The 25,874-nt window shown below is 68.1% G+C and carries 19 protein-coding genes; 8 read left to right on the top strand and 11 right to left on the bottom strand.

Annotated features, from left to right (window positions below; all coding sequences use genetic code 11):
- Positions 1–8 precede the first annotated feature (8 nt).
- The 3 genes from NFW05_RS15145 to NFW05_RS15135 form a co-directional block, all read right to left on the bottom strand.
- Positions 9–1,001: a cation diffusion facilitator family transporter gene (locus NFW05_RS15145; protein ID WP_295308715.1), complete on the bottom strand. Its 993-nt coding sequence runs from the start codon at positions 999–1,001 to the stop codon at positions 9–11.
- Between the two features lie 263 nt (positions 1,002–1,264).
- A complete protein-coding gene (locus tag NFW05_RS15140; protein WP_295308712.1) occupies positions 1,265–1,906 on the bottom strand; it encodes a TIGR04282 family arsenosugar biosynthesis glycosyltransferase in 642 nt (213 codons plus the stop codon).
- A complete protein-coding gene (locus NFW05_RS15135) occupies positions 1,887–2,594 on the bottom strand; it encodes a TIGR04283 family arsenosugar biosynthesis glycosyltransferase (RefSeq protein WP_295308709.1) in 708 nt (235 codons plus the stop codon). The genes NFW05_RS15140 and NFW05_RS15135 overlap by 20 nt, the downstream gene beginning before the upstream one ends.
- 807 nt (positions 2,595–3,401) lie before the next feature.
- Between NFW05_RS15135 and NFW05_RS15130 the strand changes: the two genes are divergently transcribed.
- The 3 genes from NFW05_RS15130 to NFW05_RS15120 are packed head-to-tail and all read left to right on the top strand — an operon-like array spanning position 3,402 to position 8,268.
- Positions 3,402–4,385: an efflux RND transporter periplasmic adaptor subunit gene (locus NFW05_RS15130; RefSeq protein ID WP_295308706.1), complete on the top strand. Its 984-nt coding sequence runs from the start codon at positions 3,402–3,404 to the stop codon at positions 4,383–4,385.
- A gap of 3 nt (positions 4,386–4,388) precedes the next feature.
- Positions 4,389–7,130, top strand: coding sequence for a ribosome-associated ATPase/putative transporter RbbA (rbbA, locus tag NFW05_RS15125; RefSeq protein WP_295308703.1), 2,742 nt, complete (start codon positions 4,389–4,391; stop codon positions 7,128–7,130).
- 1 nt (position 7,131) lies between these two features.
- The gene (locus NFW05_RS15120) at positions 7,132–8,268 is read left to right on the top strand and encodes an ABC transporter permease (protein ID WP_295308700.1); all 1,137 of its coding nucleotides are present in this window, start codon (positions 7,132–7,134) and stop codon (positions 8,266–8,268) included.
- 104 nt (positions 8,269–8,372) lie between these two features.
- Here NFW05_RS15120 and NFW05_RS15115 read toward each other — a convergent pair whose 3' ends face one another.
- Positions 8,373–8,669 carry an acylphosphatase gene (locus NFW05_RS15115; RefSeq protein WP_295308779.1) on the bottom strand — a complete coding sequence of 99 codons (297 nt, stop codon included), beginning with the start codon at positions 8,667–8,669 and terminating at the stop codon, positions 8,373–8,375.
- 115 nt (positions 8,670–8,784) lie between these two features.
- Here NFW05_RS15115 and NFW05_RS15110 point away from each other — a divergent pair, with 115 nt between their 5' ends.
- Genes NFW05_RS15110 through NFW05_RS15090 form a run of 5 tightly spaced genes read left to right on the top strand, consistent with a single transcriptional unit; the run spans position 8,785 to position 18,032 of the window.
- Positions 8,785–10,260, top strand: coding sequence for an NADH-quinone oxidoreductase subunit M (locus NFW05_RS15110; protein WP_295308697.1), 1,476 nt, complete (start codon positions 8,785–8,787; stop codon positions 10,258–10,260).
- Between the two features lie 6 nt (positions 10,261–10,266).
- A complete protein-coding gene (locus tag NFW05_RS15105; protein ID WP_295308694.1) occupies positions 10,267–13,494 on the top strand; it encodes a DUF2309 domain-containing protein in 3,228 nt (1,075 codons plus the stop codon).
- Positions 13,491–15,041, top strand: coding sequence for a proton-conducting transporter membrane subunit (locus NFW05_RS15100; RefSeq protein WP_295308690.1), 1,551 nt, complete (start codon positions 13,491–13,493; stop codon positions 15,039–15,041). Before NFW05_RS15105 ends, NFW05_RS15100 begins: the two co-directional genes overlap by 4 nt.
- Positions 15,038–16,546 (top strand): NuoM family protein, encoded by a 1,509-nt coding sequence (locus NFW05_RS15095; RefSeq protein ID WP_295308687.1) that lies wholly within the window; start codon positions 15,038–15,040, stop codon positions 16,544–16,546. The genes NFW05_RS15100 and NFW05_RS15095 overlap by 4 nt, the downstream gene beginning before the upstream one ends.
- Positions 16,539–18,032, top strand: a complete 1,494-nt coding sequence (locus tag NFW05_RS15090) for an NADH-quinone oxidoreductase subunit M (RefSeq protein ID WP_295308684.1) — start codon at positions 16,539–16,541, stop codon at positions 18,030–18,032. The genes NFW05_RS15095 and NFW05_RS15090 overlap by 8 nt, the downstream gene beginning before the upstream one ends.
- Before the next feature lie 130 nt (positions 18,033–18,162).
- Here the strand turns inward: NFW05_RS15090 and NFW05_RS15085 are convergent, their stop codons facing one another.
- The 7 genes from NFW05_RS15085 to NFW05_RS15055 all read right to left on the bottom strand — a co-directional run bounded on the left by NFW05_RS15085 (position 18,163) and on the right by NFW05_RS15055 (position 25,805).
- Positions 18,163–18,627, bottom strand: coding sequence for a phasin family protein (locus NFW05_RS15085; protein WP_295308680.1), 465 nt, complete (start codon positions 18,625–18,627; stop codon positions 18,163–18,165).
- 221 nt (positions 18,628–18,848) lie between these two features.
- Positions 18,849–20,219: a hypothetical protein gene (locus tag NFW05_RS15080; protein WP_295308676.1), complete on the bottom strand. Its 1,371-nt coding sequence runs from the start codon at positions 20,217–20,219 to the stop codon at positions 18,849–18,851.
- A gap of 245 nt (positions 20,220–20,464) precedes the next feature.
- A complete protein-coding gene (locus tag NFW05_RS15075) occupies positions 20,465–21,400 on the bottom strand; it encodes an alpha-E domain-containing protein (RefSeq protein WP_295308672.1) in 936 nt (311 codons plus the stop codon).
- Positions 21,401–21,440: 40 nt separating this feature from the next.
- A complete protein-coding gene (locus NFW05_RS15070) occupies positions 21,441–22,856 on the bottom strand; it encodes a circularly permuted type 2 ATP-grasp protein (protein WP_295308670.1) in 1,416 nt (471 codons plus the stop codon).
- Between the two features lie 311 nt (positions 22,857–23,167).
- Entirely contained in the window at positions 23,168–24,031 is an 864-nt protein-coding gene (locus NFW05_RS15065; RefSeq protein ID WP_295308667.1) for an isocitrate lyase/PEP mutase family protein, read from the bottom strand.
- The gene (locus tag NFW05_RS15060; RefSeq protein WP_295308664.1) at positions 24,031–24,288 is read right to left on the bottom strand and encodes a phosphopantetheine-binding protein; all 258 of its coding nucleotides are present in this window, start codon (positions 24,286–24,288) and stop codon (positions 24,031–24,033) included. Before NFW05_RS15060 ends, NFW05_RS15065 begins: the two co-directional genes overlap by 1 nt.
- A complete protein-coding gene (locus tag NFW05_RS15055) occupies positions 24,285–25,805 on the bottom strand; it encodes a class I adenylate-forming enzyme family protein (protein ID WP_295308661.1) in 1,521 nt (506 codons plus the stop codon). Before NFW05_RS15055 ends, NFW05_RS15060 begins: the two co-directional genes overlap by 4 nt.
- Between the last annotated feature and the right edge of the window lie 69 nt (positions 25,806–25,874).

The raw sequence follows: 25,874 nt of genomic DNA, 5'->3' as shown, positions 1-25,874 counted from the left end.
CATCACCCTCAGTGCGGCGATCCCTGAGCAGGCGACGTCGCCGCGGGGTTCAGGACGCAGGCGTGTTCCGTGGTTCCCTGCTCCATCTGCAGCGTGCTGTGGGCGATCGCGAAACGTGATCGCAGGGCCTGGGCCAGTCGGTCCATGAATTCGTCGCCCGGGTAGCCGTCGGGAATGACCAGGTGGACGGTCAGGGCGCTTTCGATGGTGCTCATTCCCCAGATGTGCAGGTCGTGGATCGCCGAGACTCCGGGTTGCTGCAACAGGAAGTCGGCGACCGCGCCGACGTCGATATGCGGCGGAACTGCGGACAGCGCGAGCCGGAGCGAGTCACGCAACAGCCCCCAGGTTCCGGCGACGATCACCCCGACGATCACCAGGCTGACCACCGGGTCGAGCCAGTACCAGCCGGTGAGCATCATCGCCAGTCCGGCGAGCACGACGCCGAGCGAGACGGCCGCGTCGGCGGCCATGTGCAGGTAGGCGCCGCGAATGTTCAGATCGCCCTCGCTCCCGCGGACGAACAGCCACGCCGAGAAGCCATTGACGACGATGCCGATCGCCGCGACGACGGTCACCGTCAGGCCGGCAACCGGCGGCGCTTCGGCGAAGCGGTCGATCGCTTCCCAGGCGATCGCCCCGCAGGCGACGAGCAGCGACATCGCGTTGGCCAGGGCGGCGAGGATCGACGTGCTGCGCAGGCCATAGGTGTAACGCCCGCTCGGTGGTCGCTGCCCGAGCCTCGCCGCGCCCCAGGCCAGCAACAGGCCGAGTACGTCGGAAAGGTTGTGCCCGGCGTCGGCCATCAGGGCGGTCGAACCGGCGATGACGCCGTAGGCGAACTCGGTCACCACGAAGGCCGAGTTCAGGGCGATGGCGACGATGAAGGCCCTGCCGTGATCCTGCGGGTCGCCGTGGTGGTGCCCTGCGTCGTGTCGATGAGACGTGCCGTGCGCATGATCACCGCCCGCTCCGTGAGCGTGCGTATGGTCGTGGCCCATCAGGCTGCCTCCTTGAGTCGCTGGCTGGCGTGTCTGGACATCGGGCTTCTCCGGGGTGACGATCGATTGGCGCGTAGACTACGCGCTTGCCGGCAACGGGCCAACCCTTGGCCGAGCCGGTGAATTCGTCCGCAGCAGCGGCGGCGTCCATGACGAAGGTCGTCCGGCGACCGACGAGACTCCCCTCGCGCGCATTGGCGAGAGGGGTCAGGATGAGGGAACGGTGATCGCTGATCCCGGGACGGCTCGCAAAGCCTTGACCGTCAGCGCAGCCAGGGTCCGGAACCGTCCAGTTCGGCGAGGCGGGCGAGGTCGGCCGCCCGATCGACGTCCCAGAGTTCGGGTAGCTCGGCCCAGCGCAGGCCAAGTTCCGACAGCCGCTGCCGGGTCTGGGCCATGACCCGCGCGCTGCTCCAGTCGATGCCACCGAACACCGCTGGTTCCGGGTGACGCAACCCGATCAGCACATAACCGCCGTCCTCGGCCGGAATGACGACCGCGTGATTGCCCGCTGCCTCGCCGAGCAGCGCGGCGGCGGAGACGAGATGCGCGGGACGCAGCGCCGGGCAGTCGCTGCCGATCAACAGCATTGGTCCTCGCTGGCCAGCGAAGGCCGCGGCCATCCGCTCGCCGAGGTCGCCGCCGGGCTGCGCGCAGACGCTGACCTGACAACGGCGGCTCAGCGCGCGAAAGAAGCGCTGGCCGGCGTCGGGTGCTGCCCAGACGACGACTGGTCCGAGCGCCGCGGCCCGGGAGACGGCGAGCGCGCTCAGGATCAGGCGCCGGTGCAGGCGAGCCGCGCCGCTCGCGCCGAGTGCCGGGATCAGGCGTGTCTTGGTCTGCCCGGCGACCGGCGCCCGCGCGAAGACGGCGATGCCGACCGGCTCAGCGTTCGCGCGGGACATGGTCGTAGCGTCTGGCCAGCCTCTGCGGGTCGGCACCGAGGAAGTAGCTCGCGCGCAGGGCCCACATCAGCACGATCGTGCGCAGCACGCCGTGTTTCTCCCAGCGGCGTCCCGAGGTGACGACCTGGGCATGCAGGCAGGCCGGTCGGGCGATGCGCCGCAGACGCCGGGACAAGGCGATGTCTTCCATGAGCAACTGGTCGGGGAAGCCGCCGACGGCGGTGAACGCTTCGCGGCGAACGAAGATCGACTGGTCGCCGGTGGCGATCCCGGTGAGGCGCGAGCGCCAGTTCATCAGCCGCTCGACGACGCGCAGCAGCGGATGGACGCCGTCGATGCGCACGTCGAATCGACCCCAGAGCGCACCGTCGGCGATCGCCCGGCGGATCTCTGCCAGGGCGTTGCCGGGGAGCGTCGTATCGGCGTGCAGGAAGAGCAGAACCTCGCCGCGGCTGGCGGTCGATCCGGCGTTCATCTGGCTCGCCCGGCCGCGCGGCGAGCAGATCAGCGCATCGACCAGAGGCCGGGCGAGGTCGACGGTGGCGTCGCGGCTGCCGCCGTCGACGACGAGAATCTCGTTGCCTTCGCGCAGTGGGTCGAGCCCGGCGAGTTGCGCGGCGATCGTCGCCGATTCGTCGAGAACCGGGATGATCAGCGAAAGGAACGGGCGGTCGGTGAGCGCATGCATGAAAAAAAATCATCCGTCGGGTGAGATTTTATCGTTTGTCGGGCCGTTGAAGGCGCCCGTATAGTCAGTCTCGCATCCCGCCGCTCGGCAGATTCCGTGACCCGAGACGGCGCCCGGGTCTGCCGGATCGGCGGGAGGCTGGTACAAGAACCGAAACAGGAGAACTGCAGTGGGAACGAGCATCCCGGTCTGGGGAGCAGCATTTACGCTTGTCCTGATGATCGCGGGCCTTTCGTCGCCGGCGGTCGGTGTGTTGGTCGACTGGCTGGCGCGCCATCGTCAACGCGGCGCAAAGGCCAGCTAGAGGATCAACGGCCGCGCTTCGCCGGCTGGCGGAGCCGGCCCACCGGAGAGAAGCGAAAGGTCGGGAATTTCCCGGCGGAGGCGGTGGTCTTCCGGCGACCACCCGTTTCGGCGTGCCCTCGTCCGGGCGAGGAATGCGCTTCGCCGAATGGCCGTTGCGGTCGCGTCCCGGTGTCCTCGAGCAACCGGGAATTCGTCGATCGAGACCCGTCGGGCGCGAAGACGAACCGTGCCTCGGCACGATGGACGGCGGGCGGTGCCTTTCGCGTTCGACGACCGGCAACGGGCAGTGGCTGACTGGCTCGCCGCTTTCCAGCGCGTGAACCGCGCGAAGGCCTTGGCGCTCGAGCGGCCGCAGCCCAGCGACGCGGCCTCGCGCCCGGATCGGCCCGGTTGGGTGAGCACACCACCGGGCTGAGGCGCCGAGCGTGCAGAGGGGGAGGTGAAACTCACCTAGAATGAAGCTCGGTGCCGGCCGTCGAGCGGTCGGCCAGGGAGTTGCGCATGCCGTCCCGCGTTGACCGCCGGATGCTCGTCGTGGTCGCCATTCTGCTCGTTCTGGGCGGCGGGATGCTGCTGTTCGTCGAGCACAGCCGGCGGCAGACGCTGCCGCCGGGGATCGCTTCGGGTAACGGCCGTCTCGAAGCAACCGAGGTCGATGTGGCGGCGAAGTTTGCCGCGCGCCTGGCGGCGGTCGGCGTGGCCGAGGGCGACGACGTCGAGCCAGGCCAGGAAGTTGCGAGCCTCGACGCACGCGATCTTGCCGCGCAGTTGCGTGCCGCCGAGGCGCAGGCGAGCCAGGCCCGCCAGGTGGTCGACGAGGCGCGGGCCGGCGTGCGCAAGGCGCAGGCGCAGTTCGAACTCGCCGAGCGGTCCCTGCGCCGCTCGAATGAACTCGTCGGCCGCGGTTTCATCTCGGGCGAGCGGCTGGATCGCGACCGGACGGCGCTCGACAGCGCGCGCGCCGAGCTCACCCAGGCAAACAGCCGGAAGGCGGAAGCCGACGCCGCCGTCGCCGCAGCGCAGGCGCGCACCGAAAACCTCAGGGTGACCCTCGAGGACGCGTCGCTGAAATCGCCGATCACCGGCCGGGTGCTCTATCGACTGCTGCTTCCCGGCGAGGTCGTCGCCGCGGGTGGCAAGGTGCTGACCCTGCTCGACCTTTCCGATGTGTTCATGTCGATCTACCTGCCGGCCGGCGAGGCCGGGAAGCTGCGCCTGGGCAGTGCCGCGCGGATCGTCCTCGACGCGCTTCCCGGCGAGCCGATTCCGGCGCGCGTGGTCTTCGTCGCACCGCGGGCGCAGTTCACGCCCAAGGAAGTCGAGACGCGCAACGAGCGCGAAAAACTGATGTTCCGGGTCAAGGTCCAGGTTCTGCCCGAGTGGTTGCGCGAGCACGCCGATCTAGCCAAGCCCGGCATGCCCGGCCTGGCTTACGTTCTGACCGAGCCCGCGACGCCCTGGCCTGCGGCGCTGACGCCGCGGTGATCGATGATCGCGGACGGGTCTCCGGTGGCCGTCGTCTCGGGCGTCAGCCTGCACTACGGGACGCTGTGCGCGCTCGATCAGGTCAGCGTCGAACTGCCCGCCGGCCGGATGGTCGGGCTGATCGGTCCCGACGGGGTCGGCAAGTCGTCGCTGCTCGCGCTGATCGCCGGCGCGCGCAGGATCCAGTCGGGCCGGGTCACCGTCCTGGGTGGCGATCTCGCCGACCGCCGCATACGGTCCCGCGTCCAGCCACGCATCGCCTACATGCCGCAGGGGCTCGGGCGCAACCTCTATCCGTCGCTGTCGGTCGTCGAGAACGTCGATTTCTTTGCCCGCCTGTTCGGCCAGCAACGCGCCGAGCGCGCCGCGCGGATCGCAGAACTGCTCGCTGCGACCGGCCTGGCGTCGTTCGCCGATCGTCCGGCGGCCAAGCTCTCGGGTGGCATGAGGCAGAAGCTCGGCCTGTGCTGCGCGCTGGTCCACGATCCTGACCTGCTGATCCTCGACGAGCCGACGACCGGAGTCGATCCGCTGTCACGCCGCCAGTTCTGGGAACTGATCGCGACGATCCGCGCCCGCCGTCCGGGGATGAGCGTCGTCGTCGCCACGGCGTACATGGAAGAGGCCGAGCGCTTCGACTGGCTCGTGGCGATGGCCGCCGGGCGAATCGTCGGCATGGGCAGCGCCGGGGACCTCAAGGAGCAGACGGCCAGCGCGAGCCTCGAGCAGGCCTTCCTCCGCCTGCTGCCCGAGGAGCGCCGCCGCGAGCACCGCGAACTGGTCATCGCGCCGCGCGAGGCCCACGGCGACGGCTGGGCGATCGAAGCCGAGGGTCTGACGCGGCGCTTCGGCGAGTTCACCGCCGTCGATCGGGTCAGCTTCACGATCGAGGCCGGCGAGATCTTCGGCTTCCTCGGTTCGAACGGCTGCGGCAAGACGACGACGATGAAGATGCTCACCGGGCTGCTGCCGCCGAGCGAAGGCCGGGCGCTGCTGTTCGGGCAGCCGGTCGATGCCGCGAGCCTCGAAACGCGCCGGCAGGTCGGCTACATGTCGCAGGCTTTCTCGCTCTACGGCGAGCTGACCGTCGCCCGGAATCTCGACCTGCACGCGCGCCTGTTCCACCTGCCGGATGAGCGGCGACGGTCGCGGATCGCCGAACTCGGCGAGCGCTTCGGTCTGACCGCTTACTTTGCCCATCCGGCCGCCGGGCTGCCGCTGGGTATTCGGCAGCGGCTGTCGCTGGCCGTCGCGGTGGTCCATGAGCCGCGCCTGCTGATCCTCGACGAGCCGACTTCGGGTGTCGATCCGATCGCCCGCGACCAGTTCTGGGAGTTGCTCGTCACCCTGTCGCGCGAACAGGGGGTGACCATCTTCATCTCGACGCACTTCATGAACGAAGCCGAGCGCTGCGATCGCGTCTCACTGATGCACGCCGGCCGGGTGCTGGCCAGCGACCGGCCCGACGCCTTGCGCGCCGTTCACCGGAGCAGCAGCCTCGAAGAAGCTTTCGTCGCCTTTCTCGAGGAGGCTGCCGGCGGTGAGCGCAGCGTCCCGGCCGCCGGTTCGCTGCCCGCTCGCCCGGCGCCTGGTGCCTCCCGGGCACCGGCGCCGGCCGGTTTCAGCCTGGCCCGCCTGTTCGGCGTCGCCCACCGCGAAGCGCTAGAACTGCTGCGCGATCCGGTGCGCCTGTCGTTCGCGCTCGTCGGATCGGTGCTCTTGATGTTCGTCCTCGGTCTGGGCATCTCGATGGACGTTCAGGACCTGCGCTTTGCGGTTCTCGACCGCGACCGGTCGCCCGAGTCGCGCGACTACGTGCAGAACATCGCCGGTTCGCGGTACTTCGTCGAACGGCCGCCGATCCGCGACGGCGACGACCTCGATCAGCGGATGGCCAGCGGTGAAGTGTCGCTGGCCATCGAGATTCCGCCGGGCTTCGGCCGGGATCTGCGGCTGGGCCGGCAGCCGCAGATCGCTGCCTGGCTCGATGGCGCGCTGCCTTACCGGGGCGAGACGGCTCGCGGCTACCTGCTCGGGGTGCACAGCCAGTACGTCGCCGAATGGATCCGCGAAAACGCCGAAAGCGACGCGCCATCGTCGCCGACCGACATCTCGCTGCGCTACCGCTACAACCAGGATTTCCGCAGCGTCCATGCGATGGTCCCGGCGGTCATTCCGCTGCTGCTGATCTTCCTGCCGTCGATCCTCACCGCCCTTGGGGTCGTCCGCGAGAAGGAGCTCGGTTCGATCACCAATCTGTACGTCACGCCTCTGACACGCTTCGAGTTCCTCGCCGGCAAGCAGTTGCCCTACATCGCCGTGGCGATGCTCGGCTTCGTCGCGCTGGCGGTGCAGGCCGTGGTCGTCTTCGAGGTGCCGGTCAAGGGCAGCTTCGCGGCACTGGTCGTCGGCACGCTGCTCTACGTTTCGGTGACCACCGGCATCGGCCTGCTCATCTCGACCTTCACGCGCACGCAGATCGCCGCGGTTTTCGGCACGTCGGTGCTGACGATGCTGCCGACGGTCCAGTTCTCGGGGCTGACCACGCCGGTCGCTTCGCTCGAGCATGCGGCGTACTGGATCGGCCAGTTCTTCCCGGCTTCGTACTACCTGGTGCTTTGCCGCGGCGTGTTCACCAAGGCGCTCGGCTTCTCCGAACTCGCCGTCCAGTTCGCTGCTCTGGCCGCCTTCATTCCCGTGCTGACGGTGGTCTCGGTCGGGCTGCTGCCGGCGCAGGAGCGCTGAGATGGCTGCCGGTCGAGGCTTCGCCAACATCGTCCGGCTGGGCTTCAAGGAACTGCGCAGCCTCTGGGCCGACAAGGTGTTGCTGGCCCTGATCGTCTGGGCCTTCACCGGAGCGATCTACGCCGCCTCGAGAGGCGTGTCGCAGGAACTTCGCCTGGCTCCGGTGGCGGTCGTCGATGAAGACCGCTCGCCGTTGTCGGTTCGTCTGATCGCCGCGCTGACTCCGCCGTATTTCAGGCCGGCCGTGCCGATCGCGCTGACCGACATGGACGACGTCCTCGACCACGGCAAGGTGTCCTTCGTGATCCTCATCCCGGCCAACTTCCAGCGCGATTTCCTCGCCGGACGACGGCCGACCGTGCAGGTCAACATCGACGCGACGAACATGGGCCAGTCGTTCATCGGTGCCGGCTACATCCGGAGCATCTTCACCGCCGAACTCGACGAATATCTCGGCGGGACGCGCGAGCCAAGGGAATCGCCGATTCGCCTCGTGGCGCGCGTGCGCTACAACCCGAATCTGACCGGCTACTGGTTCGGTGGCGTGATGGAGGTGATCAACATGGTCAACATGCTGACGATCATCCTCGTCGGTGCTGCCTTCCTCCGCGAGCGCGAGCACGGGACGCTCGAACACCTGCTGGTCATGCCGCTGACGCCGTTCCAGATCATCATGGCCAAGATCTGGGCGAACGGTCTGGCGGTGCTGACCGGCGCGACGATTGCGCTGCTCGTCGTCATCCGCGGTATCCTGGAGGTGCCGATCGCCGGCTCGATCCCGCTGTTCCTCTGCGGCGCGGCGATCTACCTGTTCTCGGCGGCGTCGATCGGCATCTTCCTCGGGACGATCGCCCGTTCGATGCCCCAGTTCGGGCTGCTCGTGCTGCTGACGATCATCCCGCTGCAGTTGCTCTCGGGTGGCGTGACGCCACGCGAGAGCATGCCGGAACTCGTCCAGAGAATCATGCTTGCGGCACCGACGACCTATTTCGTCCGCCTGGCCCAGGGAATCCTCTATCGCGGTGCCGGGCTGCCGGTCGTCTGGCCCGACTTCGTCGCCATAGCCGGCATCGGCGCCGTGTTCTTCGCGCTGGCGCTGATGCGCTTCCGTCGATCGGTCACCCTGACCCAGCTGTGAGCGCCGGCGGGGGCATGGGATCGACGATTCCGGTTTGCGGGGCGTTGATGATTGGCGAGATACCTGCGACGGCAAGAGGCGTCTGGTGGCCTTTGCCGGCTTGCTCAGAGGGTCGCGGCCTGCCGGAAACGACCGGCGGGTCCGAGTTCGGCCGCGTTGCCCTCGCTGCACGAGACACGCTCGACCCGCGCCATCGACGGGCCGCGCCACGCCCAGACGACGAGTGCGTCGATCGCTTCGGGCATGCCGGAGACGAGCGCTTCGACGCTGCCGTCACGGCGGTTGCGCACCCAGCCCGAGAGGCCCAGCCTTTCGGCTTCCGCGCAGAGCGTCCAGCGGTACCCGACTCCCTGCACGCGTCCGTGGACGCGCAGGTTGCGGCAGATTTCCCGAGCACTCATTTCCAGCTCCGCACGAAAGACCAGGGCCTGCGCCAGCAGTGGTGGCATAATCGTCGTTCATGAGCGCAAGATTTTCAAGGGGCGATCTTCCGGCGCCGGCTGCGCCGGCCCGGCGATGCTGAGGGCGCTCCTCCTGCTCCCGCTGTTCGGCGCGGGGCTGCTCGCTCTGGTGCCGGCCCGCCGGGTCGACCTGCTGCGCCAGCTCGCCAGCCTTGCGGCGGGCGCCACCCTGGTCTGCAGCTTGCTGCTGCTCGTCGCCTTCGACCCGGACAGTGGCGCGATCCAGTTCTTCGAGACCCGCCCGTGGAATCCGCGCGTCGGAGCCCATTTCGCGCTCGGACTCGACGGAGTGTCGTTGCCGATGGTCCTGCTGGCGACGTTGCTCTGCTTCCTGGCGATCGCCTGCTCGACCGGGGTCCGGACAGGCGCCAAGCTGTACTTCTCGCTGCTGCTGGTCCTCGAAAGCGCGCTGCTCGTCGTCTTTTCGGCTCGCGACTGGTCGCTGTTCTACGTCGCCTGGGAGCTGACCCTGATCCCGCTGTTCTTCCTGATCGATCGTCTCGGGGGTGCCCATCGCCATCGGGCGGCGCTCAATTTCGTTCTCTACACGCTCGGTGGCTCGGTCTTCCTGCTGATCGCCCTGCTGCTGCTCTACGACGTCGCACCAGGCCACAGTTTTGCGATGGCCGACATGGCGGCTGGCGGCGCGCAACTTCCGGCGCGAACCCAGGTTCTCGTCTTCCTCGGTCTGCTCGTCGGCTTCGGTGTCAAGATGCCGATCGTTCCGTTGCACGGCTGGCTGCCCCTGGCGCATGTCGAGGCGCCGAGCCCGGTGTCGATCCTGCTCTCCGGGGTACTGCTCAAGATGGGCGCCTACGGCCTGATTCGTGCCGCCTGGACGCTGCCCGCGGCGGCGCTGGCCATGCAGGACTGGCTGGCACTGCTCGCGCTGGCCAGCCTGATCCACGGTGCGGTCCTCGCCTGGCGGCAGACCGACCTGAAGGCGATGATCGCGTACTCGTCGATCTCGCACATGGGGGTCGTCCTGCTTGGCATCGCTGCGCTGAACCACGCCGGGTTGAGCGGGGCAATGACGCAGATGGTCGCCCATGGGCTCGTCGCCGGGCTGCTCTTCCTGCTCGTCGGCCTGCTCTATGAGCGCACCCACAGCCGCGAGCTGGCGGCCTACCGGTCGCTGCACGCGAGCGCACCGCGTTTCGCGGCGTTGATCGCCTTCGCGCTGCTGGCCGCAGTCGGTTTGCCGGGTGGGGCGGGTTTCGTCGCCGAGGTGCAGGTGCTGATCGGGGCCTACGGTCGCTGGGGCGGCTGGCTGCTGTTCGCCTCGCTGGGCATGCTGATCTCCGCCGCTTACGCACTGCGCGCCATTCGCTGCGTGTGGTCCGGACCCGGGCGCGCGGTTCGCACGGGGATTTCGGGCGGGTCGTCGCGCATCGACGACCTGAAGCGCAGCGAGTACGCGGCGGCCGGGCTGCTCGCTGTCGGAATCGTCGGAATCGGCGTCTGTCCGTCGCCGCTGCTGGCGCTGATGACGACTTCGCTTTCCCGGCTGGTCTCCCAACTCGCCGTCTGATTGGTCGTGAAAACATCGTCGCCAGCAGACCAGGGCCGTGAGCCGGGGGGCAACCAGACCCGCAGAGTCGATTCGCTGGCCGAGCTGCGGACGAGCATCGCACACCTGGCGCACCTGCTTCCGGCGCAGGCGCCGCTCCGTGACTTCGTCCACCACAACACGCTGCATGCCTTCCAGCATCTGCCTTTCGCCGAGGCGCTGGCGCAGGCTGCACGGCTGAGCGGTGCGCGGCCGTGGCCCGACGAAGCGCGTTGCCGCGAACTGTTGGCCAGCGGGCGCATCGGCCGCGACGACCTGATCGCCGGGTTGCGCCAGCTGCCGGCGACGCGGCCTGACGAACCCGTGTATCCCGCGGCGGGTGCCCGGGTCCGTCGCGGTGAAGTCCTGCAGGTCGCGCTGCTTCATTCGCCGCTGGGCACTTCGGCGACTCGCCTGCGCTGGCAGATCGAGGAGAATTCGGCGCTCGCCCGATGGGCGCCCGATCTGGATGTGGCGGCGCGTGAGCGGCTGCGCGAGGCGGCGCGGCGCGACGGACTCGCCGAAGGCGAAGCGGTCGCCGACCTCTGGGATGTGACCCTGGCCTTTGGCAGCCGGCCATCCACGGCCACGCATGGGTTCGCCGCCGAGCTTTCGGCGGCGGCTGCGTCGGTGTTGTGGCAGCGGCTGCTCGACCGGCTCGGCGACGACTGGACGCTACGCGATCTGCTCGAGCATCTGACCGGGGAGGACATCGGACTCGCGCTGCAGCCGGCGCTGATCCGGCACCTCGCCGCGCACCTCGATCTGGGTCTCGCCGGATGGCGCAATCCGGCCCGGCAGAACGGCTTCTATGCCGCCTGGCGCGACAGCTCGAGTCAGGACTGGGGCTGGGATCTCGACGAGTTTCCGGCTGCGCGGCGTGAGCTGGCCGAGCTGGCGGACGATCCGCTGCTGGTCATCGCCGGCGAACTGGAGCGCCTGGGTATCGCGCAGGCGGGCTGGCCCGGCTATCTGCAGCGCCTGGCTCTCGAGCTTCCGGGATGGGCCGGGATGTGTCACCGGCGCGAGACGCATCCGCAAGCCGGCCAGGCACCGGTCTGTCTGAGTGATTTCCTGGCGGTGCGCCTGGTTCTCGAGCGCCTGCACGTCGAGCGACTCGTGAATCGCGTCTGGGGCGTGGCGTTGCCGGCTCTCGGAGCGTACTTCGCCGATCATCCGGCCGAGCTGTTGATGCGTCATGCGTTCGGCGCCGGAGAGTTGCCCGACGACCTGCTCGACTGCGTCCGGCCACATCTGGTCGGCGACGCCGGGGAGGGCGGCTGCTGGCTGGACGTCGCCACCACCCTCGGCGAAGCGGATGTCGACGAACTCGCGGCCGCCGAGCGGGCGATGCTCGCGGCGTGGCCGCTGTTCCGTCTCGCGCAGTACCTCGGCATCGGCGGGCGGGAGTTGCGTGAGCTCGGACCCAATGGTGCGCAGGCCCTGCTCGACTGCGTCGCCTCGCTCGATGCCGCCGGGCGCGGGCAGGTCTGGCTGCTCGCCAGCGAGCACCATTATCGGCAGCAGATCCTCGGCGCACTCGCTGCCAACCACGGACGCGCCCGGGCCACCGTCGGCCAGAGCGTTGCGCAGGTCGTCCTGTGCATGGACGACCGCGAGGAGGGGACCCGCCGCCACCTCGAAGAAGTCAATCCGGCCATCGAGACCTACGGAGCGGCCGGCTTCTTCGGGGTGCCCATGCTCTGGCAGGGGCTCGACGACGAAGCGCCGACCGCGCTCTGTCCGGTTGTCGTCCGGCCGACGAACGTGCTGCGCGAGCAGCCACCGCCCGCTGCCGAGGCCGCCTGGCAGGCGCATCGGCGCCGCCGGTACTGGCGCCTGGCCTGGCACGAGCGCCTGGTTCAGGAAAGCCGGCGCGGCCTGCTGCGCGCCGCATTGCTCTGCGTCGTTGCCGGCCCGGCTGCGCTGCTCGCCCTCTTTGCCCGGACGATCGCTCCGGCTCGCCTCGGCGTGGTCGCCGGGCGCCTGCGCGCGGCCTTCGACAAGGATCTTGGCGGCATCGTCGAGGTCACGGCCGAGGCCGGCGAAGCCCTGCGCCCGGCCAGCGCCGAACAGCCCCGGGCCGGATTCGCCGAAGACGAGCAGGTCGCTCGTGTCGCGGGCTTCCTGCGCTCGATCGGGTTGACCAGCGGTTTCGCCCCGTTCGTGCTGATCGTCGGCCACGGTTCGGACAGCCGCAACAATCCCCATCTCGCGGCCTACGATTGCGGAGCGTGCTCGGGCCGTCACGGCGGACCGAATGCGCGGGCTTTCGCAGCCATGGCCAATCGCCCGACGGTTCGCGCAGCGCTGGCCAGCGAGGGGATCGTCATCCCGCGCACGACGCATTTCCTCGGCGCCGAGCACAACACCTGCGACGAAAGCTTTGTCTGGTACGACGAAGATTGCCTGCCGGCCAGTCATCGGCAGGCGTTCGCCGCGCTGCGCCGCGATTGTCGCGAGGCGGCGCGCCGGCACGCCGTCGAGCGCTGCCGGCGTTTCGCCTCGGCGCCGCGACACCCTTCGCCACACCGCGCGCTCGCCCATCTTGCCGGTCGCCGCCACGACATCGCCCAGGCACGGCCGGAACTCGGGCATGCAACGATTGCCGCGGCTCTCGTCGGGAGACGCACGATGAGTCGGGGCCTGTTCCTCGATCGACGGGTGTTCCTGATTTCCTACGATCCGCTGTCCGATCCGGATGGCCGGATCCTCGAAGCGACGCTGCTCGCCGCCGGGCCGGTCGGCGCCGGGATCAGTCTCGAGTACTATTTTTCGAGTGTGGACAACGAGCGCTTTGGTTGCGGCACCAAGATCACCCACAACCTGACCGGGCTGTTCGGCGTGATGAACGGGGTGTGCTCGGATCTGCGCACCGGCCTGCCGCGGCAGATGATCGAGATCCACGAGCCGATTCGCCTGCTGGTCGTCGCCGAGCAGACGACCGCGGTGCTCGGCGCGATCTACCGGCGGCAGCCGCCTCTCCAGGAACTGATCGGCAACGGATGGATCGTCCTCGCCGCACAGGACCCGCAGAGTGGTGCGATCGAGCTGTTCGACCCGCTGAGCGGATGGCAGCCGTGGGCGGTTGCCGACCCTGAAGCGGGTGGCTGGCCCGGGCGGCCGACCGAGGTCGAGTGCTCGGCGGAGTGGTTCGCCGGCCATGCGGATGCCTTGCCGCCGGCGTTGCTGCGCCGGCCGGTGGCCAGACGATGAACGACTGGGATGCCTTTTCGGCGGCGCTGGCAGCGGCGCTGCGCCTGGTCTGGCTGGTGCCCGTGCTGCCCCTGTTCGCGGCCGTGCTGATCGCGCTGCTGCTGCTCGCTGCTCGCGGCTGCGGCGATTCCGGCGAGCGGCTGAGTGCGGCACTGGCCAGCGGAACGCTGCTCGGCGCGCTGGTCGTGCTCGCGGTCGTCGATCTCGCTGCGCTGCTCGGGGTGGCCCCCGGGCATCTCGTCGCGGCGGACTGGCTGCGCATCGGCAGGGTTCCGGTACGCGTGTCCTTCGCCCTCGATGCGTACAGCCTGCCGGCAGCGACCCTGATCGCTCTCGTCGCCTGGATCACCGTGCGTTTTTCGACCCGCTACCTGCACCGTGAGGCGGGCTTTTCGCGTTTCTTTCTCGGTCTCGCGCTGTTCGCCGGCGGGATGCTGCTCATCGCCCTTTCCGGAAACGCCGTGATGACCTTCGTCGGCTGGGAACTCGCCGGATTCAGTTCCTGGCTGCTCGTCGGCTACGCCTGGGAAAGGCCAGCGGCGACGGCGAGCGCACAGTTCGTCTTCGTTACCAACCGGGTTGGCGACGCCGGCTTCCTGCTCGGCATCGGGTTGGCCGTCTGGTCGGCCGGAACGCTCGAATGGGCCTGGCTGGCTGGCGACGGGACGATGGCTACGGTGACTGCACGCCTGCTCGCCGCCGGTTTCGTCCTCGCCGCGCTGGTCAAGTCGGCGCAACTGCCGTTCACGCCGTGGATCACCCGCGCGCTCGAGGGACCGACCCCTTCTTCGGCGATCTTCTACGGTTCGCTGATGGTCCATGCGGGCGTCTACCTGCTCTGCCGGATGCAGGACTTGCTGCTGATGGTTCCCGACCTGTTGCTGGTGATCGCCCTGATCGGTCTGTCGACCGCCTTCTACGCTGCGCTGTGCGCGAGCGTGCAGAGCGACGTCAAGTCGGCGCTGATCTATCCGACGCTTGCCCAGGTCGGCCTGATGCTCGTCTTCTGCGGTCTCGGCCTGTTCTGGATCGCCGCGCTCCATGCTGGCCTGCACGCTGCCTGGCGGGTCGTTCAGTTCCTGCTCGCTCCGGCCTGGCTCAATCTTGCCCGTCGGCCGGCGCGGCCGGTGCCGCGCTGGCTCGCCGGGAGGCGCTGGCTATACACGGCTGCGCTGCAGCGCCTGTGGATCGAGAACCTGGTGTACAGTCTGCTGATTCGCCCGACGCTCGCGCTGGGCAGGGACTTGCAGGCCTTCGACGCGCAGTTCATAGACCCGTTGATCGGCACACCGGTCGACGATTCGCATCCTTCGCGAAGCGTCGTCGCCGGCGGGCTGCCTCACCGCCCGGGTCTGGCCGGATGGGCGCTGACCGCCGTCGCCAGGCGTCTCGAGGACGTCGAAGGCCAATTGCTGATGAGCGGCGACGGCGCGCTCGAACGGGTGCTACGCCGCACCGCCGGCTACGCGGGCACCGTGGAAGCCTTGCTCGAACAGCCGCGCTACCTGATGCTGATGGTCATGGCGACCTTCGCGGTGATCCTGTGAATCCGGTCGACGAACTGTCCTGGCTCGCTGTCGCCGGCTATCCGCCGCTGGCGACGCTGCAATGCCTGCCGCTGGCTGGCGCGTTGCTCCTGCTGGTGATGCGGGAGGATGACCTGGCGCGCGCCCTCGGTCGCGTCTTCGCGGTCGGCGAACTGGCCGTCGCCGTCGATCTCTACGCCCGCCTCGATCCGTCGCTGAGCACGTTCCAGTTCGCTGAGCGGCTCGCCGGGGTTGGCTATCACGCAGCGGTCGACGGGATCAGCGTCCTGTTCATCCTGCTCACCGCGCTGCTCGGTGTCCTGCTCTCGTTCTACGGGATGGCGCGGCAGCAGATCTCGCCGGTGCATCTGCTGGCCGTTCTGCTGCTCTTCGAGTCTGCGCAGATGATCACGTTGACGGCGATGAACCTGCTCTGGTTCGTCGGTGCTTCGGCAGCCCAGCTGACGCTCGTCGCCTATCTGCTCTGGCGCTGGGCATCGACGCCGGAGGAGAATCTGGCGCTGTCCCGCTTTCTCCAGTACCAGGTCTTCGGCTGGGGGCTTTTCGTCGCCGGCGCCGTCGTCCTCGCCTGGAGCCGGGCCGATGCCCTCGGCGGCAGCTGGAGCTTCGACGTCTTCGACCTGCTCGTCACGCCGCCGATCGGCAAGTACCAGTCGGTGGCCTTCTACCTGCTCTTCTATGGGCTGGCGATCCGCACGCCGCTTTTTCCGTTGCATGGCTGGCTGCCGAACTTCGCCGGCTACGGGCTGATCGCCGTCGCCCCGGTCCTCCTGCTCGGCGTCAAGGTCGGGGTCTACGGAATGGCCCGCTTCGTTCTGCCGCTGACGGCCGAGGCGGTCGTCGTCTGGCGGCCGTACGTCGTGGCCTTTGCCATGGTCGGCGTCTTCTTTGCCGCGATCATGGCTCTCCAGCAAGACACGCTGCGTCGTCTGATGGCCTTCGCCGTCGTCAGCCACACGAGTCTGATCGTCATCGGCCTGTTCACCCTTCACCCCGCCGGCATTCAGGGGGCTCTGCTGCTCGCCGTGAATTTCGGCCTGGGGATCACGGTGATGCTGCTGATGGTCGGCTACGTCTATCGGCGTACCGCGACGACGAATCTGGATCGGCTCGGCGGGCTCTTCGACCGGGTTCCCTTCATCGCCATCGCCTTCCTGATCGGGGGACTGTCCCTGCTCGGAATGCCGGGGACTCCCGGCTTCGACGCCGTTCATCTGGTTCTCGAAGCATCGATCGAGACTTTCGGAGCCCTGTCGACGATCGCCACTGCGCTCGGCAACGTCGCCGCTGCCGGCTTCCTGCTCTGGGCTTTCCAGCGCGCGTTCCTCGCTCCGCGGCCACGCGATCTGCCGGCCGCGCGGATCGCCCGCACGGCACCGACCGAGTACTTCATCGGCGGAGCGTCGCTGCTCGTCCTGCTCGCCGCCGGTTTCTTTCCCGAGCCCTGGTTGCGCCTGACCGAAAGCGCGACGCAGGCTCTCGCCGCGATTTTCGCACATGGCTGATCCCGGCTCCTGGCCCTTGCTGAGCACCTTGCTCGCCGTGCCCGTGTGCACCGCGGGGATCGCCGCCGTCGATCGCCGGGCCTCACGGGTGCGCTGGATTGCGCTGACCGGTGCGCTGCTCACCCTGTTCTGGGCGCTGCTGATCGTTGCCGCTTTCGACCGCCACGATCCCGGCTTCCAGTTCGTCGAATCCGCCGACTGGATACCCGGCGTCCAGATTCGGTACCTGGTTGGCGTCGACGGCCTTTCGCTGCTCTTCCTGCCGGCGACCGCGCTGCTTTTCTGTGCTGCGCTCGTCGCCGCCTGGCAGGTTGGCTCGAGCGCCGCTTCGCTTTCCGCAGGGCCCTATTTCGCCTGGCTCCTTCTGCTCGAGGCGGCGACGCTGGGCGTCTTCTGCGCGCTCGACACGATGCTGCTCTTCTTCTTCTGGGAGCTGATGTTGCCGCCGCTCTATTTCCTGATCAGCCTCTGGGGAAGCGGCCCGGCACGAGAACTCGTCGCCCGGCGGTACTTTCTGATCATGCTCGTCGGAGGAGTCCCGCTGCTCTTTGGTCTGCTCGCTGCCGCTCTGAGCTTTTCCGGCGGACCTGTGGCCTTCGATCTGCCGACGCTGCAGGCCCGGGAGCTTTCCGGGCCGACGGCCTATCTCGTATTCCTCCTGTTGTTCGCCGCGTTCGCCGTCAAGGTTCCGGTCGTGCCGCTGCACACCTGGTTGCCGTCGCTGGCGATGGTCGGTCCTCCGGCCGTGATCGCGCTGGTCGTCGGTCTCAAGCTCGGTGCCTATGGCCTGATCCGCTTCGCCATCCCGCTGGCCCCGCTGGCCGCCCGCGATCTGCACTGGCTGATCGCCGGAGCCGGTGCGGCGACGATCCTCTACGCCGGAACGGCGGCGCTGGTGCACAGCAACCTGCGCGCGATCCTCGCCTGTTCGAGTGTCGCACACGTCGGCCTCGTCGTCCTCGGCCTGGCGACCTTCTCGGTGTCCGCTCTCCAGGGCGCGTTGCTGCAACTGCTCAACTTCAGCCTCGCAACCGGCGGCGGTTTTCTGGTCCTCGCCTTCCTGCAGCGGCGCAGTGGGTCGACCGCCGTCGATCGGCTCGGCGGGATCGTCGCGCGCATGCCGCGGTTGACGGCCTTCTTCCTGCTCTTCGCGATGTCCGGTCTCGGCATGCCGGGGACGAGCGGCTTTCCGGGAGAACTGCTGATCGTCGTCGCAGCGCTGCACAGCCACACAGGCGCGGGTCTCGCCGCTCTCTTCGGCATGATCCTCGCGGCTGCGGGCTTCCTTTCTCCGTTCCGGAAGGCCTTTCTCGGCGTGCCAGACAACCCCGATATCGCCCTGGCAGACGACCTGCTGCCCCGCGAGCTCGCCTGTCTGCTGGTGCCGGCAGCGCTGACCGTGGCAATCGGTGTCTGGCCAATGCCGATTCTCGAACTGCTGCGGCCGGCTGCCGAGGCCTGGGTGACTACGATCGCCGGCCTCTGACGGCCAGTGCCGACGCGTCGTCCGGTCAGCGCGTCAGGCGGCCGCAGGCCGCCCGACGCACCGCCAAGGGCACGGGCGACCGTCGTCCGCCGCGCCGACGGCCCCCCGGACCTGGCGCGACTGAGCCTGGCTACGTCTTCAGGATCGTCCGGATTTCGTCGAGACTCGCCGGAACGCGCTTGAGGATCGCTTCGCTGGCCTGCTGATTCGCCCGGGTGACGATTTCCGCGAGTTCGCGCATTTCCTGAACCGCGGTGGCCAGCGCCTTGCGGGCGAGCTCGGCCTCGCTGGCCGCGATGTCACCCGCCGACCCGCGGGCGGCGAGTGTTTCGACCGCCGCCTTGAGCTGCTCGACGGTTTCGTGGAGGATTCGGCCCTGCCATTGACCGACGGCCTGGAATCCTTCGACGGCCGCGCGGTTGGCCGCCGTCAGCGCCTCGATGTTGTCACGCTGGCTGGCGACCAGCGCGTCCATGTTGACCCCGGGCACCTTGAGTCCGGCGATGATGTTGAGCAGCTCCTCGCTGCCCCTGGTGACGTCGAGGCTGGCCATGGCCTTCGCCCAGTCGGTCAACACCTTTCCGATATCGGTCATCGTTCGCTCCTTTGCTGCTGGTCTGTTCGCTGCACGACGGCGGGCCGCCGTCGCGGTCCGCCACGAAGGCGCGCCGCCTGCCGGCCGGTCCCGCCTTCAGCGCACGCTTCCGGCTGGTCGGTGATGCTGGCCGCCTTCCCCCACGCGCTTGCCGGCGGGCAAGCGCCTTCCGTCTCCCCGAGGACACTTCGCCGGGCTCGCGACGCCCGGCCAGCGACTCCTCAGTCGTCGGCCTCCACCTCGAGCAGGTGCCCGCCGCCGGCGAGGACGTTGATCATCTGCGCGACGGCCTTGATCTGCTTGCCGCGCTTCGTGTGATAACCCTGATGGGTGTAGTTCTGTCCCCACCAGTCCCAGCAGCCCTGCGGGTTCAGCGGGATGCTGGCGCGCGCCTGGATCTGCGGGTAGAGGACGATGATTTCGTTGGCCCTGGCCCATTCGTTGTAACCGGCATACTTGGCGTAGAGGTTGCCCGCGTGTCCGCTGCGATGATCCGTCAGGCCCCCCTGCAGACAGCCATGGAAGGCCACGTGGAGTCGGCACCTCCGGCCGTCGCGGCAGGGCTCGGGCACGAACAGGTAGCCCTCGCGGGCCATCGATGCGTTCTGCAGCGCGTTGTATGGGCGCTTCGAGAAGATCGCGAAGACCTTGGCCTGATCGAAAGCCTGCACGGCGTCCTCGGCGACGTCGACACGCCCGCCGCGCAGTGCCTGTTCACCGTAGAGGCGCCTGAGGATCGCTCCGGCTAGGTCTACGTCGCGGAGATTCCTGCACACCGTCTCCTTGTGTTCGGGCGGGCAATCCGCCGTCGGGGCAGGTGACGCCGGGCAGATGCAGCCTTCCTTCTGCTGTTGCGTCCTGGCCACCGCCTCGCAGTCGTCGATGAAGGCGTTCCGGTCGATCGGCGGCGCCGGGGTTGGCGGCAGCGGGCAGTTGCCGACGACGTTGCCGGCCGGCTTGTCGAAGCCGTCCCTGACCATCGTGTGGCGAGCGGGGAACGTTCGGCTGTACTCGATCTGGCTCTGCGCGACGCCGCCCTTGTCGGCGTCGGTGTAGAAGCGGAAGAGGGTGTCCATGACGCCCTGCGGGACGTTCTCGTCGTGGATGCCGCTGAACAGATAGACGTGCGCCTGCTTGAGGTTGGTCAGTGGGTCGATCGTCCCGTCGCCCTGCTGCCTGAGTGCTTCGGCAAAGGATTCCTGCGCCGCCGTTTCGATCGCGCCTTTCGATCGGGGCGCGAGGTCGGTCTTGCTGCACCACCTGGGGTCGAGGCCCAGAGCGACGCACTGGAGCATCACGAACTGGCTGCACCTCGTCACCGCATCGAGGATGTTTCCGCGCGCACAGTAGTAGGGGCCGCCGGCGACGATGCCGGCGCCGAGGATGTGCGCCGAGTGGGCCACGTGGAACTGGTGGGCCATGAAACCGCCCGAGGAGATGCCGGATACCGAAATCTGTCCGACATCGACATGGACTCCCCTGGCCACATCCTCCAACGGCGGAGCCGCAACGCCGAGCCTGCTGGCTCCCGCCAGCAAGAGGATCGCTGCCCAGGCCAGGGCCTTGTGCCGCGCGGACCTCTTCACTGCCATGACCGTTCTCCCGTTCCGCCGGGTTGTTCCGGTCGCTCCACACCACCAGCGGCCGGCGGGCGCCACAGATCGCTCCGGCACGCAACCTCGACCGCCTGCCTGTGCGAGGCTTGGCCGACGCCACATGCCCCCAATTAAAGCAGAGGAATAGGCAACCTGTTCTAAATATAGACCGGGAATGAGGCAAGTCAACCCCGCCCGGGCGGATCGGGCGAACCCGACGGCGTGGCTGTTCCGCCGACTGCTCAGGAAGCGATCAGGAAGTCGCGGCTGATTCCTTCGCCGAGTTCATAGATACGGTCCATGTAGTCGGTCAGATACTCGTGCAATCCTTCAGCGAGCACCTCCTCGATGCGTCCGAAGTGCAGCCTGGCGTGGAGAACCCCGGCGAGCCTTTCGGTTTCCGCAGAAGAGTCGTTGGCGATCAGCTGGAGCATGCGCACGATGCCGTCTGCGCAGGCATGGAGCGACCGCGGCATGTCCATGCGCAGGATCAGCAGTTCGGCGACGCGCGCCGGGACGATCGCGTCGCGATAGACCTTGCGATAGACCTGGAAGGCCGACAGCGAGCGGAGCAGCGAACCCCAGCGGTAGAAGTCGCTGGCGCCTTCGTCGTCGTTCTGGCGCAGGATGTGGTACTGCATGTCCAGGGTGCGCGCGGTGTTGTCACCGCGCTCGATCAGGCCACCGAGGCGGATGAAATGCAGCGCATCGTCCTTGAGCATCGTCCCGAAGGTGACGCCGCGGATCACCGCCGAGCGCAGCTTGACCCAGTCGAAGAACTCGCTGACGCCGCGCGCCAGGATGTGCTCGAAGTCCTGCTGGCGGAGTTCGATCCACGTCGCGTTGACGCTTTCCCACATTTCCGCGGTCATCGTCCCGCGCACGGCGTGGGCGTTCTCGCGCGCCACCCGCAGGCAGCTGTAGATCGACGAAGGGTTGGCCGGATCACAGACCATGAAGCGCAGGACATTCTCGACGTTGACCTCGCCGTAGGATACGGCAAAGGCGTCTTCGAGGCTGTTCAGGGCGAGCAGTGCGCGCCAGTTCTCGTTCTGCGAGGCAAGCGATTGAGGGACCAGCGACATCTGATAGGACACGTCGAGCAGACGCGCGAGGTTCTCGGCGCGCTCGGTGTAGCGCGCCATCCAGTAGAGGTGATCAGCAGTGCGGCTCAGCATCCCGACTCTCCGTAAAGCGCAGAGGTTGATTCGCTCCGGTTCAGTTTTCGAGTACCCAGGTGTCCTTCGTTCCACCGCCCTGGGATGAGTTGACGACCAGCGAGCCCTCGCGCAGCGCGACGCGCGTCAGTCCGCCGGGCACCATGCCGACGCGCTTTCCGGAGAGCACGAACGGCCGCAGGTCGATGTGTCGCGGGGCGATGCCGGTCTCGACGAAGGTCGGGCAACTCGACAGCGCGAGCGTCGGCTGGGCGATGTACTTTTCGGGCGTGGCAACGATGCGCGCCCGGAAGGCCTCGATCTCCGCCCGGGTCGACGCCGGGCCGACGAGCATGCCGTAGCCGCCGGCGCCATGGACTTCCTTGACGACCAGTTCGGAGAGGTGGTCGAGGACGTAGCGCAGGTCATCGGGCTTGCGCAGCATCCACGTGGGGACGTTGTTGAGCAGTGGCTCCTCGCCGAGGTAGAAGCGGATCATCTCGGGTACGTACGGATAGATCGACTTGTCGTCGGCGACTCCGGTACCGATCGCGTTGGCCAGAGTGACATGGCCTGCGCGATAGGCGGCGAGCAACCCGGGGACGCCGAGCATCGAATCCCTGTTGAAGACCAGAGGGTCGAGGAAGTCGTCGTCGATTCGTCGGTAGATCACGTCGACCTGCCGCGGACCCTGGGTCGTGCGCATGAAAACCTGCTCGTTGCTGACGAACAGATCCCTGCCCTCGACGAGTTCGATGCCCATCTGCTGGGCGAGGAAGGTGTGCTCGAAGTAGGCGCTGTTGTACGCGCCGGGCGTCAGCAGGACGACCGTCGGGTTGGCCACTCCCTTCGGGGCGACGGTGCGCAGGTTCTCGAGCAGCATGTCGGGATAATGCTGCACCGGGGCGATCATGTGCCGCGAGAACAGCTCCGGGAAGAGCCGCATCATCATCTTGCGGTCCTCGATCATGTACGACACGCCCGACGGCACGCGCAGGTTGTCCTCGAGCACGTACGACTCGCCGGCCCCGGCGCGCACGATGTCCACGCCGGCGATGTGCGCGTAAATCCCGGCGGGTACGTCGATGCCCATCATCTCCTTGCGGAACTGCGCGTTGTTGAGCACCTGGTCGGCCGGAATCCGGCCCGCGCGCAGGATCTCCTGATCGTGGTAGATGTCGTGCAGAAAGGCGTTGAGTGTCCTGACCCGCTGGTGCAGCCCCGCCTCGAGCGCCTGCCATTCCGCTGCCGGGATGATCCGCGGGATGACGTCGAAGGGAATCAGCCTTTCGGTCCCGGCTTCCTCGCCGTAAACGGCGAAGGTGATTCCGACGCGGCGGAAGGCCGTGTCCGCCTCGGCGCGCTTGCGCACCAGACGTTCGACGGGCGTGTTCGCCAGCCACTCCGCGAAAGCTTCGTAGTGCGGGCGCAGCGCTCCGCCGTTCGCATACATTTCGTTGTAGCCATCCGTGCTCATGACGCTCACCGCTGCTGTTGTTCCGTCAGATTCAAGCAGAAAGCGTGCCAGACTTTCCAAGCACTTGAGACTCAAGGTCCGGGCGGCCGCTGATCGGCGATTCGCGCGAGCAGATGGTGCGCCGGCGAAGCGCTGCGCACCGCTACGGTGCATCGGGCCGGTCGTTGTCGCGGCTGGCAAAGGTGCTCCGGGTGCTGCGCCGGTGAACCCGCCGGCCTGCGGACTCGCTGACGGTCGGAAGGCGCCTGGTGCGCGCGGCGGTGGACGAGCGATCGCCTCGGGCGCAGTTGCCCGGGTGGCGCCGGGCGCGATCAGGGCCGCTTGTCGCGGCGCTCGAGGTTGTCGGTGAGCACCCGGTTGCAGTCGGGAACGCCGATCGGGTTTCCCTCGAGCGTTCCGTCGCGCCCGCGCAGATCGGCCATCGCGTCTTCGATCGCCGCCTGCGCGGCGAACAGGCAGGGCGTGCTGTAGATGGCCATCGACACGCCGGCCTGGTGCAGGTCGGCGAGCGTGCACGGAGGCGACTTGCCGCCGGCGATCTGGTTGAAGCAGAACGGGCGGTCGACGAGCTTCGACAGGCGGCGCACGATGTCCAGCGTCGGCAGACCGTCGATCAGCACCGCGTCGGCGCCGGCTTCGGCAAAGGCCTGGACGCGGCGGGCCATGTCTTCCTGGTCGGAGGTGTCGGTGCGCGCGACGATGACGAGGTCGCGGCGCTTGGCCAGGACCATCCTGAGCTTGGCCAGATACTCGTCGAGTTCCATGATCTGCTTGCCCTCGAAGTGGCCGCAGCGGCGCGGCCGCTTCTGGTCCTCGAGCACGACTCCCGATGCGCCGACCGATTCGAGCACCGAAACGACATGGCAGGCGACCTCGGGGTCGCAGTAGCCATCGTCGATGTCGACCAGCAGATGGTGCGTGGGGAGCACCGTGCGCAGCCGCTGGACGTAGGCGAGAATGTCGGTCCAGGTGACGAAGCCGACGTCGGGCAGCCCGTAGTGGCTGGCCGCGAAACCGAAGCCGCTGACGAACAGGCCGTCGAAATGCCGTCCGGCAAGCGAGGCGGAGAAGACGTCATAGACGCCGATGAACGGCAGGACGCGCTCGTTGCTGGCGATCGCCTGGCGCAGGCGCTGGCCGGGTGAGGTGTTCAGCGGTCTGTTCTCGGTACCCATCAACGGCTTTCCTCAATCAGGTCAAGGATGCTCGCGATCGAGGCGAGCCGGTCCGGGTCGAAGCCGCGCGCGGCGAAGTCGATCCCATAGTTTTCCTCGAGATAGAGCACGATCTGGACGAGCGCCAGCGAGTCGATCAGCCCCGAGGTGACCAGCCCGTCGTCGTCACCGATGCTCTCGAGCGACCTGCCGGGTTTCTGGATGCTGCGCAGAAACTGCTGCAGGTGCTCGCGCCTTTGCTGCCGGTTGGCGTTCATCGGCTGCCTCCGTCGGCGAGGATGCGCGTCAGGTCGAGCGCCGGCAGTTCGCTGCACGCCGCCTTGACCGCATCGCGGTTGATCTTGCCGCGCGAGGTCCGCGGGATTTCGTCGATCAGCCACCAGCGCACGGGCATCTTCGCCTCGGCGAGGTGCTCCTTCATCCAGCCGTGGAGAGCGCGGATCGTCTCGTCGTCCTGCCGGCTCATGACCACGGCGATCCCCACCGTCTGCCCGTACATGGGGTCGTCGAGCGCGAAGGTGCACACGTCGCTGGCCTGGGCGAAGCGCTCGACGACCGCGTCGACGTCGGCCGGATAGATCTTCATGCCTCCCTTGTTGATCTCGTCACGCTCACGACCGCGCAGGAGCAGCCGGCCGTGCTCGTCGATCAGGCCGATGTCGCCGGTCAGGAACCAGCCGTCGACGACCGCCTGGCGGGTCAGGTCGTCACGCTGGAAGTAGCCTTTCATCAATGCCGGAGTATTGAGCCAGACGAAACCCGATTCACCGACCGCACATTCGTCTTCGGCGGCGAGCGGACGCGCGGTGTCCGAAGTGCGCAGGACCTTGACCCGCGCGCCCCAGCCTTCGCCGATCAGGCCGTCCTCGGCCGGACAGTCGGCGTCGGCGAGGCCGGCGACCCAGCTGCCGGTTTCGGTGATCCCATACGAATTGCAGACCTGGCGTGCGCCGGTCCACCGCCGGATGTCGTTCCAGGTCGCCGCCGAAAGCGGCGCCGAGCCGCAATGGACGCGCTGCAGCGTTCCGGCCTGCGGCGGTCGGGCGATCTTCAGGGCCAGTTTCCAGACCGCCGGGACCGACGACATGAAGGTGATCCGATGTTCGTCGAGCAGCGCGCCGAGGCGCATGATGATGTCCGGCCGGAACGGCGGGGTGACCAAGAGATCCTGGCCGGCAAGCCAGGGAAACAGGCAGTTGCAGATCAGTCCGTGACCGAAATGGGTGGGCAGGACGCACAGCGTCCGGGCAAAGGCAGCGCTGCCGAGCGCCTCGTGGAGGCTGATCCAGCGGGCGCGCAGCGACCGGTGGGTGTGCACCACGCCTTTCGGCGCACCGGTCGAACCCGAGGTGAACAGGATCAGTGCGTCGTCGTCGAGTTGGCTCAGGCAGGCGGTGCCTTGCTCGCTGCCCGTCTCGGCCGTGTTGACGACGCCGATACCGGCGGCGCCGAGCGAAGCGACGACGCGTCCGTCGGTCTCGTCGTCGACGATCGCCAGGCGCGGGTCGGCGGCAGCGGCCAGCGTCTCGACTTCGAAGGGGGTCAGACGGGCATCGATCGGCACTGCGCAACCGCCGAGCTTCCAGATCGCCAGGAGCTCGGCGAAAAACTCCAGGCGGTTGCCGAAGGGCAGGAAGACGCGGTCACCTCGGGCCAGACCGCGCGCCTGCAGACGTGCCACGCGCAAGGCCACCTGGCGACCGACCTCCGGGCTTTCCCAGCGCCGGCCGGTCAGCGGCTCGACGAGATTTCCAACTCTTAGGTCGACGAACATGGTTTCTACCGTTGATCAGTGATGAGCTCGGTCGTTTGCCGCGGGAAGTTTCCGGGATCCGGCAAAGCT

This window comes from Accumulibacter sp., assembly GCF_023806625.1.
Taxonomy (GTDB): domain Bacteria; phylum Pseudomonadota; class Gammaproteobacteria; order Burkholderiales; family Rhodocyclaceae; genus Accumulibacter.
The sequence above is the reverse complement of the archived record's forward strand: the minus strand, read 5'-3'. Positions and strand labels throughout refer to the sequence as shown.